The sequence below is a fragment of the Mycolicibacterium wolinskyi str. Jessa 2025 genome, from assembly GCF_049241375.1.
GTDB classification, from domain to species: domain Bacteria; phylum Actinomycetota; class Actinomycetes; order Mycobacteriales; family Mycobacteriaceae; genus Mycobacterium; species Mycobacterium wolinskyi.
On the sequence record NZ_CP185960.1, the window covers coordinates 1321408 to 1340205 of the forward strand.

The window sequence follows — 18798 nt, forward strand, 5'->3', positions numbered from 1 at the left end:
GAACGCGGGCAGCGACGCCGACGCTAGTTCCGCGACCCCGCCCAGCGGCCCGTGGAGGGCAGCAAGGTGAGGCCGATGCTGACCGCCGGAAGGATCGGCATCGCGTAGACGACCGGATGAAACTTGGCACCTGCGATGAACAGGCTGCCGAAGATGAGCAGCCCGATGATCGCGCCGACGACGATCAGCAGCCGACCCATCCTGCGGCGCAGCAACAAGGCGATGAGCCCGCCGATGGTTGCTGCGGCTGAGATCGCGGCGAGAAATCCGATCGCGACACAGAACAATGCGTCGGTGCGCCACCAGCCGGCGATGAGGTCGGTGGCGATGACACCGGTCGCCCACCCGCTGAGGATGCTGACAACCGAGGCCGCTACGGCCGACCGGGGATTGGTGTTCGCTGACGTCCGCGGGATCGCGATCGGCCGAGCACGCGGGATGTAGCCGGTCCGTGCGTCGTCGGCGGGGCGGCCGATAAGGCCCGTCTGGGCGTCGCTGACGGCCGTTGGACCGATGAGACCGGTCTGTGCCTCACCGCCGGCGGGATCGCCGATCAGGCTCATCTGAGGCTCCGCGTCGGCGGCGGTGGGAATGGCGCCCGTGGGATGACGCCGGATGATGCTGGTTTTCGGGTCATCGGAACTTGGCAAAGGTTTCGAAACCGGACCGGAAGGGAATCCCTCGGGCTGGCGGCGGAGGATGCGGGTGTGGTCGTCCTGGTCGGGAGAATCGGCGTCGGAAGGACCTGGATGGCTCACTCAGCCAACATAGCCGCCGACGCTGAGACCACGTTTGGCCAGCCAACTCGTCGGGTCGATGCGGTCCGACCCGTTGAGCATGACCTCGAAGTGCAGGTGCGGGCCGGTCGAATTACCGCGGTTGCCCATGGTGGCGATCTGGTCGCCGGCCATGACGCGCTCGCCGACACTGACGAGCCACGTGTTGATGTGGCCGTAGAGCGTGACGGTGCCGTCCGAGTGCCGGATCTTGACCCAGGCGCCGTAACCGGCCGTCGGGCCGACGTCGATCACGACGCCGTCGGAGGCGGCGTAGATCGGGGTGCCGATCGAGTTGGCGATGTCGATGCCGCCGTGCAGAACGCCCCAGCGGTAACCAAAGCCGGACGTCCACACACCCTTGGTGGGCATCGCGAACAGCGGGCGGGCGAGCCGGGCCTCGCGCTCGGCGCGCTCCTGTGCGAACGCGGCGGCCTTGGTGATCTCCTCGGCGTGCACCGACGAGTCCGTGTTCGAGGCCACGGACACGATCTGCATGCCGTCGACGGAACCGGTGACGGCAGCGCCGTTCACCCGGGTCTGTCCGCTCGCCATCACGGTGTCGTCGGCGGCCTGGGCCTCGGTGCCGTTGCCGAACGAGTACGCACCCGCCGCGGTGGCGCCGGCGGCCATGGCCGCGATCATCAGACGGCTCTTGACGGCGCCGGTGCTCTCCTTGCGGTGCGCGCCGCGGCGGCCGGCCATGTCGATGATGTCGGTCGCGGCGACGCCGTCGCTGACGTCGGTGTGGCTGTCGCGGTACGCGTGGGCGGAGCTGCGCTCCTTGCCGGCATCGGGACGGAACTGCGACGGCACGGCGAGCCGGACCGGGACGAGATCGTCGGTGTCGTGCAAGTCGTCGAGCTCGGGTGCGTGGATGACGCGCGATTCCCGATCGAAGGCGCTCGAGGAGTGAAACTCCAGATCAGTGAGCTTGCCGAACTCGTTGAACGGGATGATGTCGGTGACTTCGGCAGCGTCGAGTTCGTCGGGCGAAGGGATGGTGCGGTGCCGTGCGTTCGTCGGTACTCCCTTGGGAGACGCGGAAGAACGATGCTGCGGCAACCTGGAAGATCCTTCTCGACGTGACCTGAACGTTATCTGGACCAGAGGCACGTTAACCAAATCCCAATGATGGTGGCAACTTATGCGACTATTCCGCGCCGGAATGTGATCTGTATCACCGACCGACCCCGGTGAGATCTGCCACATGAGTCGTAGGCGGTGCCTAAGCCTCACTCTTCGGTGGATAAAGTGCGTCCGGGCCCGTCAGAGAGGTACCGGACCGGGCGGCTTCGACGCGCGTTCGAGGCCAAGCAGACAGACACCGCCTAATTAGGAAGCAAATGGATCTCTTCGAATACCAGGCGAAAGAGCTGTTCGCCAAGCACAACGTCCCCACGACGCCCGGCCGGGTGACCGACTCCGCCGAGGACGCCAAGGCGATCGCCGAGGAAATCGGCCGCCCGGTGATGGTGAAGGCACAAGTCAAGACCGGTGGCCGTGGCAAGGCCGGCGGTGTCAAGTACGCAGCCACCCCTGATGACGCGTTCACGCACGCCGGGAACATCCTCGGCCTCGACATCAAGGGCCACGTCGTCAAAAAGTTGCTGGTGGCCGAGGCGAGCGACATCGCCGAGGAGTACTACATCTCGTTCCTGCTCGATCGCGCGAACCGCACCTACCTCGCGATGTGCTCGGTCGAGGGCGGCATGGAGATCGAAGAGGTCGCCGCGACCAAGCCCGAGCGGCTGGCCAAGGTGCCCGTCGACGCGGTCAAGGGTGTCGATCCGGCGTTCGCTCGCTCGATTGCCGAGCAAGGCCACCTGCCGGCCGAGGTGCTCGACGCCGCCGCGGTGACCATCGCGAAGCTGTGGGAGGTGTTCGTCAAGGAGGACGCCACCCTGGTCGAGGTCAACCCGCTGGTGCGTACCCCCGACGATCAGATCCTTGCGCTCGACGGCAAGGTCACCCTCGACGCCAACGCCGACTTCCGTCAGCCCGGCCACGCCGAGTTCGAGGACAAGGACGCGACCGATCCGCTCGAGCTCAAGGCCAAGGAGAACGACCTCAACTACGTCAAGCTCGACGGCGAGGTCGGCATCATCGGTAACGGTGCCGGTCTGGTCATGTCGACGCTGGACGTCGTCGCCTACGCGGGCGAGAAGCACAACGGCGTGAAGCCGGCCAACTTCCTCGACATCGGTGGCGGTGCCTCGGCCGAGGTGATGGCCGCGGGCCTGGACGTCATCCTCAACGACACTCAGGTCAAGAGCGTGTTCGTCAACGTGTTCGGCGGCATCACCGCGTGTGACGCCGTCGCCAACGGCATCGTCAAGGCGCTGCAGATCCTCGGTGACGAGGCCAACAAGCCGCTGGTGGTGCGCCTGGACGGCAACAACGTCGAGGAGGGCCGCCGCATCCTGGCCGAGGCCAACCACCCGCTGGTGATCCAGGCCGAGACCATGGATTCCGGTGCCGACAAAGCCGCCGAGCTGGCGAACAAGTAAGGGAGCCAACGAGAATGTCTATCTTCCTGAATAAGGATTCCAAGGTCATCGTCCAGGGCATCACCGGCGGTGAGGGCACCAAGCACACCGCGCTGATGCTCAAGGCCGGCACCCAGGTGGTCGGCGGTGTCAACGCGCGCAAGGCCGGCACCAAGGTGTCGCACAAAGACAAGGACGGCAACGACATCGAGTTGCCGGTCTTCGGGTCGGTCGCCGAGGCCATGAAGGAGACCGGCGCCGACGTGTCGATCGCCTTTGTGCCGCCTGCCTTCTCGAAGGACGCGATCATCGAGGCCATCGACGCCGAGATCCCGCTGCTGGTCGTCATCACCGAGGGAATCCCGGTGCAGGACACCGCTTATGCGTGGGCCTATAACGTGGAGAAGGGCCAGAAGACCCGCATCATCGGCCCCAACTGCCCGGGCATCATCACGCCCGGCGAGTCGCTGGTCGGCATCACGCCAAACAACATCACCGGCAAGGGCCCGATCGGCCTGGTGTCGAAGTCGGGCACGCTGACCTACCAGATGATGTACGAGCTGCGCGATTTCGGCTTCTCGACCGCCATCGGCATCGGCGGCGACCCGGTCATCGGCACCACCCACATCGACGCCATCGAGGCGTTCGAGAAGGATCCCGAGACCAAGGTCATCGTGATGATCGGTGAGATCGGCGGCGACGCCGAGGAGCGGGCAGCCGACTACATCAAGGCCAACGTCTCCAAGCCGGTTGTCGGCTACGTCGCGGGCTTCACCGCGCCGGAGGGCAAGACCATGGGCCACGCCGGGGCCATCGTGTCGGGCTCGTCGGGCACCGCGGCCGCCAAGAAGGAGGCCCTGGAGGCCGCGGGCGTGAAGGTCGGCAAGACCCCGTCCGAGACCGCCAAGTTGGCTCGCGAGATCCTCGAGTCGCTGTAACTTTCCCTGCGCGAGCAGACGTTAAGGTCCCCGAAATCACCCGATTTCGGGGACCTACGCGTCTGTTCGGCAGTTAAAGGCGACCGCCCAGGTGTTCGGCGAGGAATCGCTCGACCGCGTGGTACATGTCAATGTTGTTGTCGGGATTCAGGAATCCGTGTCCCTCGTTCTCCTTGACCATGTATTCCACTTCGACGCCGCGCTTGCGGAGTGCTTCGACGAGGTTGTCCGACTCGGCTTGGACGACGCGAGAGTCGTTGGCGCCCTGCACCACGAATAGCGGCGTGCGGATCTGATCGACGCGCGTGATGGGGGAGCGCGCCAGCATGTCGGCTTCTTGCTCGGGGTCCGACGGGTCGCCGACGTACAGATGCCAGTTGGTGGCGAGAAATCGCCGACCGACATTCGGCAGCGTGCGCATGAAGTTCGCGAGGCTGGAGATCCCGACGTAATCGATGGCCGCGGCGAACACGTCGGGTGTGAACGTGACGCCGACGAGCGCGGAGTATCCGCCGTAGGAGCCACCGAAGATCGCGACGCGATCGCGATCGGCGTAGCCCTGTTTGACGGCCCAATCGACGGCGTCGATCAGGTCGTCGTGCATCTTGCCCGCGAATTCACCGATGGCGGCCTTGGTGAACGCCTTGCCATAGCCGGTCGATCCGCGAAAGTTGACCTGCAGCACCGCATATCCACGGTTCGCCAGCATCTGGACATCGGGCTGGAAGCTCCAGCTGTCGCGGGCCCAAGGCCCGCCGTGGACCAGCAGAACCATCGGCAGATCGACTGGTTCGACACCGACCGGCAGCGTCAGATACGAATGCAACAGCAAGCCGTCGCGCGCGGTGATGGTCACCGGGGTCATCGGTGCCAGTTTCTCTGGATCGAGCTTCGGATAGGGCCGGAACAGCAGTCGGCTCTCGCCTGTCGAGTGGTCGTAGAAATAGGTTGCCCCGGGATCGCGATCGTGATTGAAGCTCACGACCCAGCACTGCTCGCTGTCGTCACAGGACATGCCGGTGAGGTCGCCGTCCGAGAGCTTGGTCAGATTCTCCAGTACCGCAGCGAAATCCGGGTCGAGCGCGTGAATCACCTGACGTTCCCCGTAGTAGCGGACACCGAGGAGCTCACCGGTTCGTCGGCGCAGGATCAGCGGCGCGACCGGAAGCCCGAGCGTCCAGGCCAGGTCGAGCGTCGGGTGGCTGTCCACCTCGGTTTCTTCGCCGGTCGCCACGTCGAGGCGGACCAACCGCGTCAGGTCGGTGCCCTCGTTGGATCCCAGCCAGATGCCGGTGCCGTCGGGCGTGACGGTGACGGGATTGATGCCGAGGGGGTAGTCGGTTCCGTCATAGACCTTGATGGTTCGCAGTGTGCTTGTGGCCGAGTCCCATTGCGATATCTCGACATCGCCGTCGGCGGTGAGCGTGTTGGTGAACAGGTCCCCGCTGGGCCCGCTGATCCACTGGACGACGTTGCCGGGATTCTCAGCGAGCAGCGTGAGCTCGCCGGTGGCGATGTCGAGTTCGTAGGCGTCGAGCAGTTCGGGATTGCGGTTGTTGATCTGAACGACAGCCTTTCCGGGGCGGCCCTTGAGAAGGTCGAATTGTGCTCTGGCGCCGGGGAACGGCGTGAGATCGACGGCCGAAGCATCCGGGTTGTCGGGGTCGACGCGGTAGACGTGCCAGTTCTCGTCACCGCCGCTGTCCTGCATATAGATCAGCCACCGCGAATCGTGCGTCCACTGGTAGATGTAGACGCTGCGGGTCTCGTCGGCGGTCACGCACCGCGGCGCGTCATCGGAGTCGATGCCCTGGACCCAGACGTTGAGTCGGTTGCGCCACGGCGCGAGGTAGGCGAGCTTGGTGCCGTCCGGTGAGATGGTGGCGGCCGCGCGTTCTGGGGCGCTGAAGAAGTCCTCGACGGTGATGAGTTCGGGGAGGGCCATTGTGGTCCTTTCTGGTTGGAAGGCAAGCTCGTTCGCCGGGCCTCCCGACGGGAGACTCGCTGTGTGCGTTTTCAGTTGTGCTATCGGGGTTCGACCGGGCCGCCCAATCGACCGTTGGTGGCTTCCCGGATGGCCCTGTCCATGAGCGCCAGGGCCTCGGACTGGCTGACCTTCTTTCCGTCGACGATGACGGCCTTGCTGACGTCTTCGTCGACGACGCGGAACGCGCCCGTAACGGCCGCCGCGCACAGGCGCACGGTGAGATCGTCTTCCGCGAGACCCAGCCGGTCGGCGATCACCGGGATGAGTCCCTGCTCCATGCGGTCGTGAACCATCAGATACGAAGTGCGCAGGGCGGGTTCGGACGACGTCATCGTGGCGAGCCGTATTGCGCTGATCTCGTCCTCGATGTCCTGCGGCGTGAGCGGGTGTTCGATGCTGTCTGCCGCAAGGTGTTCGGACAGGGAGAGCTCGTGGGGCCACCGACGCGCCGACGCGACGAATCGGTCGGCCGACTTGGCCAGCAGGGGCTCGACGCAACTTTCCTTCGTCCGGAAGTAGCGCCAGATGGTGCGGGTGGAAAGCCCTGCGGCAGCGGCGATGTCGTCACCACTCGTGCCGGCGACACCGCGTTCCCAGAACAGGGCACAGGCATGTCGGGATACGGCCAGCCGTGCTTCGGCCTGCTTGTCGCTGATACCCCTCACCTCCGCCCTGTCACTTAGTGACAACTCCAAGAGTGTCACTAAGTGACAGGCTCGTCAAGCGGGTCCGTGTGCACCGAATTCGCCCGTCAAAGACCCATCCGTTAGCCTGGCGAATTAACACGTGTCAGGAGGTTTGTCATGGTCGATCCCCGCACACCCGTCATCGTCGGCGTCGGGCAGTTCACCGAACGCATCGACGATCCGGGGTACCGCGGCATGTCGTCTGTGGAACTCGCCACCGAGGCGGCCAAGGCCGCCCTCCATGACTGTGGTGCCGACATCGACGCCGTAGCACGGGCCATCGACACCGTCGCGGGCGTTCGCCAGTTCGAGATCTCCGGGCCGACGCCGCCGCCGTTGGGTGCCTCCAACAATTACCCGCGTTCGGTGGCGCGCCGAGTCGGTGCCGAGCCGGCCAGGGCAATCCTCGAAGTGATCGGCGGTCAGGGCCCTCAGCACCTGGTCACCGAGTTCGCGGCGGCCATCGCGGCCGGAGACTCCGACGTCGTGCTGTTGTTCGGGTCCGACGCGGTGTCGACGGAACGATATTTCGCGAAGAGGGACGACAAGCCGGATTTCACCGAGACGATCGACGGTCAATTGGAAGACCGCGGCTTCGGCTACGACGGCATCTTCGACGAGTACACGGTCAAGCATGGATTGATCGGCGCACCCGTGCAGTACGGCTTGCTGGAGAACGCCCGCCGGACCCGCTTGGGCTTGTCGGTCGCCGCTTACCGGCAAGCGATGGCCGAGCTGTTCGCTCCGTTCTCGAAAGTTGCCTCCAAGAACCCGTTTTCGGCGGCGCCGGTGGAGCGCTCGGTCGAGGAGTTGGCCACCGTCACCGACAGCAACCGCATGATCTGTGACCCGTATCCGCGCCTGATGGTGGCCCGCGATCAGGTCAACCAGGGCGCTGCCACGCTGCTGATGTCGGTAGGGACCGCACGCCGGCTCGGGGTGCCCGACGAGAAATGGGTGTACCTGCGCGGGCACGCCGACATGAAAGAACAGAAGCTGCTGGAGCGCGCGGACATCGGCGCGAGCGCCGTCGCGGTGACGGCGGTGAACGAGGCGCTGCGGGTTGCCGGCATCGGACTCGACGACGTCGCGGCCTTCGATCTCTACAGCTGCTTCCCCTTCCCGGTGTTCAACATCTGCGACGGAATCGGTCTGGCCACGGACGATCCGCGCGGTCTGACGCTCACCGGCGGGCTGCCGTTCTTCGGTGGTCCGGGCAACAACTACTCGATGCACGGCATCGCCGAGGCCGTCAACGAAATGCGCGACAAACCAGGGCAATTCGCGTTGGTGGGCGCCAACGGCGGTATCGCGAGCAAGTACTCGGTCGGCATCTATTCGACCGAACCCGCTGATTGGGCACCCGATAACAGCGCCGAGCTGCAACGGCACGTCGCGGCGCTGCCCGCGGTATCCATCACCGAGAACGCCGACGGCGCTGCGACGATCGAGACCTACACCGTGCGCTACGACTGGCCGGTGCGCACGGGGATCATCATCGGCCGCTTGGATTCCGACGGCGGCCGGTTCCTCGCAATGACCAAGGACGAGGATCTCGTGGGCCTGTTGTCCGACGGCGATCCGCTCGGTGCGGCGATCGTCGTGCGCTCCGGTGACAAGGGCAACCGCGCGTCGCTCGCTTGAGCGATGTCCCGCGCAGCGGCCGAGCCCCAGGCGGGTATGTGGTCGCGCTGTGACGAACGTGCAACCTCTTGTGGCGTCGTCGCCCAGCGGGCACGAAAGCCTGCACGTTCGTCACAGTGCGTTGAAGAGGTGGGCTGCCCGGACGGGTATGCGCGTTGACACCTCTCAAAAGCACGTGTTGACCCGCTGACAGCACCCGATGGTCCGTAGGCTGACCCCATGACCCAGGTCTGGTACCCGGTGCCGAAACCGCCCAAGAAGTCGAGCACCGGACGAACCGTCGGCCTCGTCGCCGCCGCCCTGGTGGCGTTGGTTGCCGTTGTGGCACTGGTCATTTGGGGTGTGCAGCCGCGGACGGTCGACGGGCAGGCGGCCGCGGTGCAGGCCGGGGGCCCGGTTGTCGACGATTCCGATCTCGAAGGCCTCCTGCTGAGTCCGGACGAGATCTCGGACATCGTGAAGTTGCCGGGGATGGTGACTGTCGCGTCGTGGATGAATCCGGACGCGGCCGACGATCCCGGCAGCTACGACCCGCTGGATTGCCTGGGCGCGATGTACAGCGGCATGTCCGTCGTCTACGACGAAAACGGCTACGAGGCGATCTTCCAGACCAGAACGGGGCCGAGTAACAAGAAGGGCTTGCCTGCCGTCGACCAATCGGTGGCGACTTTCGAGAGTGCCAACGCCGCGCAATCGGCATTGGGCGACTACATCGAGCTGTGGAAAAGCTGCGCCGAGAAGAAGTTCACCTACACCGGGCCGGACGCGCGCGAGTCATGGACGTTGGGCACCCCGGAGTCGAACCACGACGGCATGACCACGCTGCAGAACGCGATGGACGGCGAAGAGCTGTACCTCGACAGAGCGGTGGCAGCGCGCGGAAACGTCTTGGTCGAAGTGCAGCTTCAAGACGCCAAGCCGGCCGGCGCTGTGGTCGCGATCGCCCAGGGGATCCTGGATCGCATCGGCGACTGACTACACCAGCGCAGCCAGCTTGCCCGCCAACCGCTCGACGTAGGCGGCGACCTCGGATTCCGACTTGTCGGGTAGTCCGAAGAGCACCTCGGTGACGCCGATCTCGCGCCAATGGGCCAGCTTCTCGGCGTCGGGCTTGAAGTCCAGCGCCACGATCTGCGGGGCGCCGTCGCGCCCGGCCGCCGCCCACGTGTCCTGCAGCAGCTTCACCGGTTCGTCGATGTCGAAGTCACGCGGCGTGGTGATCCAGCCGTCGGCGGAGCGGGAGATCCACTTGAAGTTCTTCTCGGTGCCGGCCGCACCGACCAACACGGGGATGTGCGATTGGACCGGCTTGGGCCAGGCCCACGACGGTCCGAAGTTCACGAATTCGCCGTCGTAGGAGGCCTCTTCCTCGGTCCACAGCGCCCGCATCGCCTCCAGGTACTCGCGCAGCATCGTGCGGCGGCGGCCGGGCGGAACCTTGTGGTCGGCGAGTTCATCGGTGTTCCAACCGAATCCGACGCCCAGGCTGACCCGGCCGCCGGACAGGTGATCCAGCGTCGCGATCGACTTGGCCAGGGTGATCGGATCGTGTTCGACGGGCAGCGCGACGGCCGTCGACAGCCGCACGCGCGACGTCACGGCACACGCCGTGCCCAACGACACCCACGGATCGAGGGTGCGCATATAGCGGTCATCGGGCAGCGACTCGTCACCGGTGGTGGGATGCGCGGCCTCGCGTTTGATCGGGATGTGGGTGTGTTCGGGCACGTAGAAGGTGGTGAAACCGTGGTCATCGGCCAGCTTCGCCGCCGAAGCCGGGGTGATGCCGCGGTCGCTGGTGAAAAGAACGAGCCCGTAATCCATGACCAGAATTAGAACGTGTTTCAGTCTGGGTAGCAAGACGCCGCGCCTCGTTGCGCGGACGGTGCGGAGAAAAGTTCAGCGCGAGCGATACCCGCGACGACCGGTGCGGTGTTTGCTGGGATCACTGTCCATGACGACCGAACGCATCGCCGACCACGTCAAGTTCGCCTACTGGGTGCCCAACGTCAGCGGCGGCCTGGTCACGAGCGACGTCGAGCAGCGCACCGACTGGAACTACGAGTACAACGCCAAGCTCGCGCAGACCGCCGAGAACAACGGCTTCGAGTACGCGCTGAGCCAGGTCCGCTACGAGGCCAGCTACGGCGCCGAGTATCAGCACGAATCCACGAGCTTTTCCCTGGCCTTGCTGCTAGCGACCCAGAAGCTCAAGGTCATCGCGGCCGTCCATCCCGGCCTGTGGCAACCCGCCGTCCTGGCCAAGTTGGGCGCGACCGCCGACCATCTGTCCGGCGGACGATTCGCGGTCAACGTCGTCAGCGGCTGGTTCAAGGACGAGTTCACCCATCTCGGCGAACCGTGGCTCGAACACGACGAGCGGTACCGCCGTAGCGCCGAGTTCCTCCAGGTGTTGCGCAAGATCTGGACCGAGGACGACGTGGACTTCCGTGGTGATTTCTATCGCATTCACGACTTCACGCTGAAGCCGAAACCCCTCAACACCCCGGAGCGGCCCAACCCGGAGCTGTTCCAGGGCGGCAATTCCACCGCCGCGCGGCGCAATGGCGGCTATTACGCGGATTGGTACTTCTCCAACGGCAAGGATTTCGACGGTCTCACCGAACAGGTGGTCGACGTTCGCGAACATGCCCGCGACGCAAATCGTGAAGTGAAGTTCGGGCTCAACGGGTTCATCATCGCGCGTGACTCCGAGGCCGAGGCGAAGGAGACCTTGAGGGAAATCGTCGCGAAGGCCAACAAACCTGCCGTCGAGGGCTTCCGATCGGCGGTGCAGCAGGCCGGCAACTCCACCGCGGACAAGAAGGGTATGTGGGCTGATTCGAGTTTCGAGGATCTGGTGCAGTACAACGATGGGTTCCGCACACAGCTGATCGGCACCCCCGAACAGATCGCGGAACGTATTGCGGCGTACCGCAAACGCGGTGTCGACCTGATCCTCGGCGGCTTCCTGCATTTCCAAGAGGAAATAGAGTACTTCGGCGCCAAGGTGCTGCCGCTCGTCCGCGAAATCGAGGCGGCCGAACAGGATTCGATCGACGCGCCCGTACTGGTATCTGCTTGAGACCTGTCTGACATACAGAGCGTGTGCCCTGCACCCATGCGGGTGCGCTAGCGTGGAAGCTCGAATCGCTCACGTGGTCCGTACCAGGTCCGCATCCATGCCTGCGTGGAATGCACGACGCGACGCTCGATCAGCACAGGAGAGGTCATGACCTACCCGCCTAGTAGCCCCGGATACCCACCCGCACCGCAGTCGGGTTCTCAATACGGCGCAACACAGCAGTTCGCGAAGACGGACGTAGCGCCCGGTGAAAGCAAGCTGCCGGAAATCCTGCTGGCGGTCGTCGCCGCCGCGGGCCCGATCACCTACCTGGTCAGCTTCGCGCTGGAAGCCGCGGCCGGGCTCGGTGCCCTGCCGGTCCTGCTGTCGTTGCTGGCCGGGTTGTTGGCCGGCGTCAGCCTGCTGCCCAAGCAGAAGAACTACGTGGCCGTCGTCAGTGTGATCGCCACCTTTGCCCTGCTGCTCGCGATCTCCGATCTGGTCGCGACCGGGGGAGAAGCGGGCTGGGCCCTCTACACGATCCTGGTGCTCACGCTGATCCAGGCCGGCTCGGCAATCGCGGCGCTCCTGTTCGACTCGGGCGTGCTCACGCCGCCGGCGCCCAAGCCGGCCTACGAGCAGCAGCCGCAGTACGGCCAGTACGGCGGACCTTCGCAGTACTACGGTCAGCAGAGCCAGCCGCAGGTCGGCGGCGGCCAGCCTTACGGGCAGTCCGCTCCGCAGCGCCCCGGCTACCCGTCGCAGTACGGCAGCTACCCCGGCAGCAGCGGTTTCCCGTCGCAGAGCCCCCAGGGCGCCCCGCAGGGCGGTCAGCAGAGCGGCCCGCCGACCCCGCCCACCGGCTTTCCGACCTACGGCCAGCCGCAGCAGCAGACCGGCTCGTCGGCGCCCACCACTCAGGTTCCGGCGCAGCCGCAGGCACAGCAGCCGTCTTCACAGCAATCTGGCCAGTCGTCGTCGTAAGCTGATCCGCGCGTGCGTGACCTGCGCACGCGCGATCACATGCGAGGAGCGGCCCAGCTAGTGGAATCCCGGCCAGTCGGCGCACGCCAGGCGCGTGAGCTGCTTCGGGTCGCGTTCGGGCCGTCCGTCGTGGCGTTGGTGATCATCGCCGCGGTCGTGTTGTTGCAGTTGCTCATTGCCAACAGCGACATGACGGGCGCGTTCGGCGCGATCGCGAGCATGTGGTTGGGCGTGCATCAGGTGCCGGTGTCGATCGGCGGGCGCGAACTCGGCGTCATGCCGTTGCTGCCGGTGCTCGCGATGGTGTGGGGAACCGCCCGCACCACCGCGGCGGCCACCGCACCCAACTCCTCGTGGTTCGTCACTCGCTGGGTCGTGGCCTCCGCTCTCGGCGGGCCGTTGTTGATCGCGGCCATCCTGCTGGCGGTGATCCACGACGCGGCGTCGGTGATCACCGAACTGCAAACCCCGAACGCACTGCGTGCGTTCTGCGGCGTGTTGGCCGTGCACGCCATCGGCGCGGTGATCGGGGTGGCGTCGAAGATTGGGCGTCGCACCCTGGCCGCGTCGCCGCTGCCCAATTGGCTGCCCGACGCATTTCGCGCGGCCGCTGCCGGCGTGCTGGCGCTGTTCGGGCTGTCCGGTGTGGTGACGGCTGCGTCGTTGGTCGTGCATTGGGGCACTATGCACGACCTCTATGCCATCACCGACACGGTGTTCGGGCAGTTCAGCCTGACCGTGCTGTCGATGCTCTACATACCGAACGTGATCGTGGGAACCTCGGCCATCGCGGTCGGGTCCAGTGCACACGTGGGGTTGGCGACGTTCAGCTCGTTCACGGTGTTCGGCGGCGACATCCCGGCGGTGCCCGTGCTGGCCGCGGTGCCTGCGCCGCCGCTCGGCCCGGTCTGGGTGGCGCTGCTGATCGTCGGCGCGGCATCGGCCGTCGCGGTCGGTCAGCAATGCGCCCGGCGGCCGCTCCCGGTGCTGCCCGCGCTGGCCAAGCTGGTCGTCGCCGCTGCGCTTGCGGCCGCGGCGATGGCGCTGCTCGGCTATGCCGGCGGCGGACGCCTCGGCAATTTCGGTGACGTCGGGGTGGACCAGGCGACGTTCGCGCCCGCGGTGTTCCTGTGGTTCGTCGGGATCGGCGGGCTGACGGTGTCGATGGCCGGCGGATTCGCGCGACGCCGCCGACCGGTGGTGGCTCCGGCTGCTCCGGCTCCCGAGCCAGAGCCCGAGCCCGAACCGGAGCCTGAAGTCGAGCGCGAGCCCGAGCCCGAGGACGAGGACGCCTTCGTCGATGTCGAGGAGGTTCCCCTCGACGCCGATGAGCCCGACCAACCGATCGTGTCGTGGCACTCCGAGGACACCGGTGCGCACCCCGCCGGGCCCGTCGTCGATCTGCATGACGACCCCGAAGATCACTTCATCGTGGACGAGATCGCCGACGAGGACGTGTCCGGCGATAAGCCGCGCGACAAGGCCGACTAGGCTGCTGCGCGTGCAGCAACCGCTACGTGTGCCCCCGAGTGCACCGGCACGGCTGGTAGTGCTGGCTTCGGGCACCGGATCGTTGCTCGCGTCGCTACTGGCCGCGGCCGTCGACGACTATCCGGGACGGGTCGTCGCCGTCGGCACCGACCGTAAGTGCGCGGCACTCGACATCGCGGCCGACGCCGGCGTGGCGTCTTACACCGTGCGCCTCGGCGATCACCCCGACCGGGCTGCCTGGGACGCTGCGATCACGGCCGCAACGGCCGAACATCAACCGGACCTGGTGGTCTCGGCCGGCTTCATGAAAATTCTCGGCCCGCAGTTCCTGAGCGCCTTCCCGGGCCGGGTGGTCAACACGCATCCGGCACTGCTGCCATCCTTCCCCGGGGCGCACGCCGTGCCGGAGGCGCTGGCCTACGGCGTGCGCGTGACCGGGTGCACCGTGCATCTGGTCGACGCCGGGATGGACACCGGCCCGATTCTGGCGCAACAGGTTGTCGAGGTGGCCGACGACGACACCGAAGAGACTTTGCACGAACGCATCAAGGTCGTCGAACGACGGCTCCTGGTGGACGTGCTGGCCGCGCTGGCGACCCGCGGCGTGACCTGGACTGGACGAAAGGCGACCTTCGGATGCTGAGGAGACTGCGATGAGCGACAAGAAACCGATCCGGCGGGCGCTGATCAGTGTGTACGACAAGACCGGCCTTGCCGATCTGGCACGCGGCCTGCACGAGGCGGGCGTCACGATCGTCTCCACCGGGTCGACCGCGAAAACGATTGCCGGCACCGGTGTTCCGGTCACCCCGGTCGAAGACGTGACGGGCTTCCCCGAGGTGCTCGACGGGCGGGTGAAGACCTTGCACCCCCGCGTGCACGCCGGGCTGCTCGCCGACACCCGCAAGCCCGAACACCTCGCCGCGCTCAAGGAACTCGACGTCGAGGCGTTCGAACTCGTTGTGGTGAACCTCTACCCGTTCAGCGAGACCGTGGAATCGGGAGCGTCGGTCGACGAATGCGTCGAACAGATCGACATCGGCGGCCCGTCGATGGTCCGTGCCGCGGCCAAGAACCACCCCAGTGTGGCGGTGGTCGTCGACCCGATCGGCTATGACGGTGTGCTCGCCGCGGTGCGTGCCGGCGGCTTCACCCTCGCGGAGCGAAAGATCTTGGCTTCGTTGGCGTTCCGTCACACCGCGGAGTACGACGTGGCCGTTGCGACCTGGATGGGGTCCACGCTCGCTCCCGAAGAGCACGCCCAGAAGCTGCCGCAGTGGTTCGGCGGCACCTGGCATCGCAGCGCGGTGCTGCGCTACGGCGAGAACCCGCATCAGCAGGCGGCCGTGTATCGCGATGACTCCGCCTGGCCGGGCCTGGCCCAGGCCGAGCAGCTGCACGGAAAAGAGATGTCCTACAACAACTACACCGATGCCGACGCGGCGTGGCGGGCAGCGTTCGACCACGAGCAGATCTGTGTGGCGATCATCAAGCACGCCAACCCGTGCGGCATCGCGATCTCATCGAAGTCGGTGGCCGACGCGCATCGCAAAGCGCACGAATGCGATCCGCTCAGTGCGTTCGGCGGCGTCATCGCCTCGAACACCCAAGTCAGTGTCGAGATGGCCGAGACCATCGCCGACATCTTCACCGAGGTGATCATCGCGCCCGCTTACGAACCCGGTGCGGTCGAAGTGCTGTCCCGCAAGAAGAACATCCGCATCCTCGTCGCGTCCGAACCGCTCGTGGGCGGTATCGAGCTGCGCCAGATCAGCGGTGGTGTGCTGCTGCAGCAGCGGGACGCCCTCGACGCCGACGGCGACGATCCGAACAACTGGACGCTGGCGACGGGGCAGCCCGCCGACGAGCAGACGCTGTCCGATCTGGCTTTCGCCTGGCGTGCCTGCCGCGCAGTAAAATCGAACGCGATCGTCGTTGCCAAGGACGGCGCGACCGTGGGAGTCGGCATGGGCCAGGTGAACCGCGTCGATGCAGCGCGACTCGCCGTACAGCGCGCCGCTGACCGCGTGCAGGGCGCCGTGGCGGCCTCAGACGCGTTCTTCCCCTTCCCCGACGGGCTCGAAGTCCTCACCGAGGCGGGCGTCAAGGCCATCGTCCATCCCGGCGGTTCGATGCGCGACGACGTGGTGACCGAAGCCGCCGCGAAGGCCGGCATCACCCTGTACCTCACCGGCGCAAGACATTTCGCGCACTAGCATGCGACTCGTCGCAGGAAGGCGGCAGCTATGAAGGCCACCACGCGTACTGCCGCCATCCTGGCGATGCTCACCCTGGTCACGGCGTCGTGCACGCGCGTCGTCGAAGACGCGCAGGCGGTGCCCGGCCAGGATCTGTTGGAGGCCGCGGCCACCGACAACCCGGACTGTGAAGAGGTCGACGCGCAGCTCGCGACGGTCGATTCGCGCAACCCCGACGAGCCGGTGCTCAAGGTCCCGCAGCCGGACGGCTGGGAACGCACCACGATGATGGACTCGGAGCTGATCCGGTTCGCGATGGCCAATCCCGCGCTCGGCACGCCCGAGTTCGCCCCGACCGCAGTGGTGACGCTGGAGAGCGGGCCGGGCAACGAAGACCCTGAGGTCGTTTTCTCAAGCCAGCGCGACGCGTTGGAATCCGGGCTCGGCGCCACCGACATCTCGGTCGAGAGCCACACCTTGTGCGGGTTGCCCGCCGAGACAATCCATTACCAGATGCCGCCGATGGGTCTGGTCGCGCCGCATCCGGCGATGGTGACCGCGGCGGTACTGCACACCGATGACATGACCTTCGTCGCGGCCGTCACCGTGCAGACCACCGACCCGGCGAATCCGGCGTATCAGCGTGACGCCGAGACGATCCTGTCCGGCTTCCAGATGCTGCCGCCGACAAAGGGCTAGGGCGTGACGGTGGCCTGCTGGTCGATGGCTTTATTGACATCGACGAGCGCCTGGAAATCGCGATACAGCGAATCGGCGTTGATCTGCAACACGTAGAAGCCCGTGGGTGATTCGATCACCACGGTCTTCTGAGTGATCGCGCGGCGCTTGCCGTCCTTGAAGTACGTGCCGCCCAGTTGCACCGCGGGGAACCCGCCGAGGTTTCCGCGCGTGACCCCGCCGATGGGCTCGTATTCGGCCAGGTTCTGTAGCTCATTGGGGGCGAACTCGAGCAGCTTGTTCGCGTCGGCGTTGCCCGCGAGCTTGGAGATCAGCGAGATGACCGACGGGGGATCGGTCGGTGAGATCGCGTCGTTGACGATCGCCGAGTAGGCCCAGGCCGGCGTGCGCGGGCCCGCGTCGACCCAGCCGGGCGGCGTCGGCATCGTGAACACCGGTGCACCCGGATCGCCACGGTGGATCGGGGTTTCGGTGATCTTGTTCTCGCGGATGTAGTCGGCGATCGTGTACGAGCGGCCGCCGGGCGGCTTCGGCGTGGTCGACACGGTCGTCTCGGTCGTGGTCTCCGACGTCTCCACCGACGTCGTGGTCTGATCGGCGGCCGCCGAATCGTCACCGCCCGACGTGACGGCCAGCGTGATACCGCCGACGAGCAGCACCACCGCACCGATCGCGGCGGCGGCCAGGATCAGCTTGCGTTTGTCGCCGGACTTGCGCGGCGGCGTCGTATAGGGCAGCGGCGGCGGACCGAAGTTCGTCGGTGGGGGCGGCGGCCCCGGCCGACTGGCCACCGGCTGTTTGCCGGACAGGTCGTCGGTGCCGGTCCACGAGGACTGGTACACCGGCGGCTGCGACGGCGCGGCCTGAGGTGGGTGCACTTGCGGATTCGACGGCGACATCGGCACCGGGAGCGGCTGGGCCTTCAACGGCATGGTCGGCGGTGCGGACGGCACCGAGGTCGGTGCCGCGGCGACGCCAGGGACGGTGCCGGTGGCCGCCTCGGCGAGTGCCACCGCGAAGTCGTGGCACGTGTCGTAGCGGTCCTTGGCGTCCTTGGCCAGTGCCTTCGCCATCACCGAATCGAACTTGGCGAGTTCAGGTTTGGTGTCGCCGAGCTTGGGCGGCGGCGAGTTGAGATGGTGGCTGATCACCACTGCCGGGTTGCTGTGGGAGAACGGCGGCGCGCCGGTGAACAGCCGGTAGGCGGTCGCGGCCAGCGAGTACTGATCGGCGCGGCCGTCGAGCGGCTGACCCATCAACTGCTCGGGAGAGGTGTAGGACATCGAGCCCACCGTGATGTTGGTGGAGGTGAGCCCGTTGACGTCGTCGGTGCGCCGCGCGATACCGAAGTCGGTCAGCATGATGCGCCGCTTCGTGCCTTGTTTGCTGGTGACGAGGATGTTGGCCGGCTTGACGTCGCGGTGCAGCAGTTGGCGCTGATGCGCGTAATCGAGCGCGTCACCGACGGCGGTGACGATGTCGATCACGTCCTCGGCAGGCATGCCGCCCGGGTACTGGTCGTGCAGCAGCCGTGCCGCGTCGTGCCCGTCGACGTAGTCCATCGAGATCCACAGCCGGCCTTCGAACTCGCCGCGGTCGTGGACGCCGACGATGTGCGGGTGCCACAGCGTCGCGGCCATGTCGGCCTCGCGGATGAACCGCTGCCGGAACTCGTTGTCCGAGCTGACACTCGTGGGCAGCACTTTGAGAGCGTCCTCACGTGGCAGCCGCGGATGCGTTGCCAGATAGACCTCGCCCATGCCACCGGTGCCCACCAACCGGACGATGGTGAACCCCGCGAAGACTTGACCGCTAGCCAACGGCATGGCCCGCAGACTACCG

General features: G+C 66.4%; 16 protein-coding genes. 10 read left to right on the forward strand and 6 right to left on the reverse strand.

Features of this window, described 5'->3' with window-relative positions:
• Positions 1–23 precede the first annotated feature (23 nt).
• Together ACOI2T_RS06700 and ACOI2T_RS06705 are read right to left on the reverse strand one after the other, a co-directional pair.
• Positions 24–758: a hypothetical protein gene (locus ACOI2T_RS06700; RefSeq protein WP_409505036.1), complete on the reverse strand. Its 735-nt coding sequence runs from the start codon at positions 756–758 to the stop codon at positions 24–26.
• The gene (locus tag ACOI2T_RS06705; protein ID WP_409505035.1) at positions 759–1841 is read right to left on the reverse strand and encodes a M23 family metallopeptidase; all 1083 of its coding nucleotides are present in this window, start codon (positions 1839–1841) and stop codon (positions 759–761) included.
• 281 nt (positions 1842–2122) lie between these two features.
• Between ACOI2T_RS06705 and sucC the strand changes: the two genes are divergently transcribed.
• Together sucC and sucD are read left to right on the forward strand one after the other, a co-directional pair.
• Entirely contained in the window at positions 2123–3286 is a 1164-nt protein-coding gene (sucC, locus tag ACOI2T_RS06710) for an ADP-forming succinate--CoA ligase subunit beta (protein ID WP_409505034.1), read from the forward strand.
• A gap of 14 nt (positions 3287–3300) precedes the next feature.
• Complete coding sequence (gene sucD / locus ACOI2T_RS06715; RefSeq protein WP_085144190.1) at positions 3301–4203, forward strand: succinate--CoA ligase subunit alpha; 903 nt, start codon at positions 3301–3303, stop codon at positions 4201–4203.
• 73 nt (positions 4204–4276) lie between these two features.
• Here the strand turns inward: sucD and ACOI2T_RS06720 are convergent, their stop codons facing one another.
• Positions 4277–6148 carry a S9 family peptidase gene (locus ACOI2T_RS06720; RefSeq protein ID WP_409505033.1) on the reverse strand — a complete coding sequence of 624 codons (1872 nt, stop codon included), beginning with the start codon at positions 6146–6148 and terminating at the stop codon, positions 4277–4279.
• 80 nt (positions 6149–6228) lie between these two features.
• Positions 6229–6855 carry a TetR/AcrR family transcriptional regulator gene (locus tag ACOI2T_RS06725; RefSeq protein WP_458127392.1) on the reverse strand — a complete coding sequence of 209 codons (627 nt, stop codon included), beginning with the start codon at positions 6853–6855 and terminating at the stop codon, positions 6229–6231.
• A gap of 138 nt (positions 6856–6993) precedes the next feature.
• Between ACOI2T_RS06725 and ACOI2T_RS06730 the strand changes: the two genes are divergently transcribed.
• Together ACOI2T_RS06730 and ACOI2T_RS06735 are read left to right on the forward strand one after the other, a co-directional pair.
• Positions 6994–8520 (forward strand): acetyl-CoA acetyltransferase, encoded by a 1527-nt coding sequence (locus ACOI2T_RS06730; protein ID WP_421876113.1) that lies wholly within the window; start codon positions 6994–6996, stop codon positions 8518–8520.
• A gap of 219 nt (positions 8521–8739) precedes the next feature.
• Positions 8740–9495: a sensor domain-containing protein gene (locus ACOI2T_RS06735; protein WP_409505031.1), complete on the forward strand. Its 756-nt coding sequence runs from the start codon at positions 8740–8742 to the stop codon at positions 9493–9495.
• Here ACOI2T_RS06735 and ACOI2T_RS06740 read toward each other — a convergent pair whose 3' ends face one another.
• Positions 9496–10344 carry an LLM class F420-dependent oxidoreductase gene (locus ACOI2T_RS06740; RefSeq protein ID WP_085144186.1) on the reverse strand — a complete coding sequence of 283 codons (849 nt, stop codon included), beginning with the start codon at positions 10342–10344 and terminating at the stop codon, positions 9496–9498.
• A gap of 130 nt (positions 10345–10474) precedes the next feature.
• Here ACOI2T_RS06740 and sfnG point away from each other — a divergent pair, with 130 nt between their 5' ends.
• The 6 genes from sfnG to ACOI2T_RS06770 all read left to right on the forward strand — a co-directional run bounded on the left by sfnG (position 10475) and on the right by ACOI2T_RS06770 (position 16956).
• Positions 10475–11605, forward strand: coding sequence for a dimethylsulfone monooxygenase SfnG (sfnG, locus tag ACOI2T_RS06745; protein WP_409505030.1), 1131 nt, complete (start codon positions 10475–10477; stop codon positions 11603–11605).
• A gap of 147 nt (positions 11606–11752) precedes the next feature.
• Positions 11753–12568, forward strand: coding sequence for a DUF5336 domain-containing protein (locus ACOI2T_RS06750; RefSeq protein ID WP_409505029.1), 816 nt, complete (start codon positions 11753–11755; stop codon positions 12566–12568).
• Between the two features lie 60 nt (positions 12569–12628).
• Positions 12629–14059, forward strand: coding sequence for a cell division protein PerM (locus ACOI2T_RS06755; protein WP_409505028.1), 1431 nt, complete (start codon positions 12629–12631; stop codon positions 14057–14059).
• Between the two features lie 10 nt (positions 14060–14069).
• Entirely contained in the window at positions 14070–14702 is a 633-nt protein-coding gene (gene purN / locus ACOI2T_RS06760; protein ID WP_409505027.1) for a phosphoribosylglycinamide formyltransferase, read from the forward strand.
• A gap of 10 nt (positions 14703–14712) precedes the next feature.
• The gene (gene purH, locus ACOI2T_RS06765) at positions 14713–16275 is read left to right on the forward strand and encodes a bifunctional phosphoribosylaminoimidazolecarboxamide formyltransferase/IMP cyclohydrolase (RefSeq protein ID WP_085144181.1); all 1563 of its coding nucleotides are present in this window, start codon (positions 14713–14715) and stop codon (positions 16273–16275) included.
• A gap of 30 nt (positions 16276–16305) precedes the next feature.
• Positions 16306–16956, forward strand: coding sequence for an LpqN/LpqT family lipoprotein (locus ACOI2T_RS06770; RefSeq protein ID WP_067844129.1), 651 nt, complete (start codon positions 16306–16308; stop codon positions 16954–16956).
• Here the strand turns inward: ACOI2T_RS06770 and lpqN are convergent.
• Complete coding sequence (lpqN, locus tag ACOI2T_RS06775) at positions 16953–18782, reverse strand: envelope biogenesis lipoprotein LpqN (RefSeq protein WP_085144180.1); 1830 nt, start codon at positions 18780–18782, stop codon at positions 16953–16955. The two genes, ACOI2T_RS06770 and lpqN, sit on opposite strands and share 4 nt — an antisense overlap.
• Positions 18783–18798: the final 16 nt, after the last annotated feature.

Excerpts from the sequence above, each read along its gene's own strand:
- sucC (WP_409505034.1), top strand. The coding sequence starts at position 2,123 with ATGGATCTCTTCGAATACCAGGCGAAAGAGCTGTTCGCCAAGCACAAC.
- sucD (WP_085144190.1), top strand. The coding sequence starts at position 3,301 with ATGTCTATCTTCCTGAATAAGGATTCCAAGGTCATCGTCCAGGGCATC.
- ACOI2T_RS06720 (WP_409505033.1), bottom strand. The coding sequence starts at position 6,148 with ATGGCCCTCCCCGAACTCATCACCGTCGAGGACTTCTTCAGCGCCCCA.
- ACOI2T_RS06730 (WP_421876113.1), top strand. The coding sequence starts at position 6,994 with ATGGTCGATCCCCGCACACCCGTCATCGTCGGCGTCGGGCAGTTCACC.
- ACOI2T_RS06735 (WP_409505031.1), top strand. The coding sequence starts at position 8,740 with ATGACCCAGGTCTGGTACCCGGTGCCGAAACCGCCCAAGAAGTCGAGC.
- ACOI2T_RS06740 (WP_085144186.1), bottom strand. The coding sequence starts at position 10,344 with ATGGATTACGGGCTCGTTCTTTTCACCAGCGACCGCGGCATCACCCCG.
- sfnG (WP_409505030.1), top strand. The coding sequence starts at position 10,475 with ATGACGACCGAACGCATCGCCGACCACGTCAAGTTCGCCTACTGGGTG.
- ACOI2T_RS06750 (WP_409505029.1), top strand. The coding sequence starts at position 11,753 with ATGACCTACCCGCCTAGTAGCCCCGGATACCCACCCGCACCGCAGTCG.
- purH (WP_085144181.1), top strand. The coding sequence starts at position 14,713 with ATGAGCGACAAGAAACCGATCCGGCGGGCGCTGATCAGTGTGTACGAC.
- ACOI2T_RS06770 (WP_067844129.1), top strand. The coding sequence starts at position 16,306 with ATGAAGGCCACCACGCGTACTGCCGCCATCCTGGCGATGCTCACCCTG.
- lpqN (WP_085144180.1), bottom strand. The coding sequence starts at position 18,782 with ATGCCGTTGGCTAGCGGTCAAGTCTTCGCGGGGTTCACCATCGTCCGG.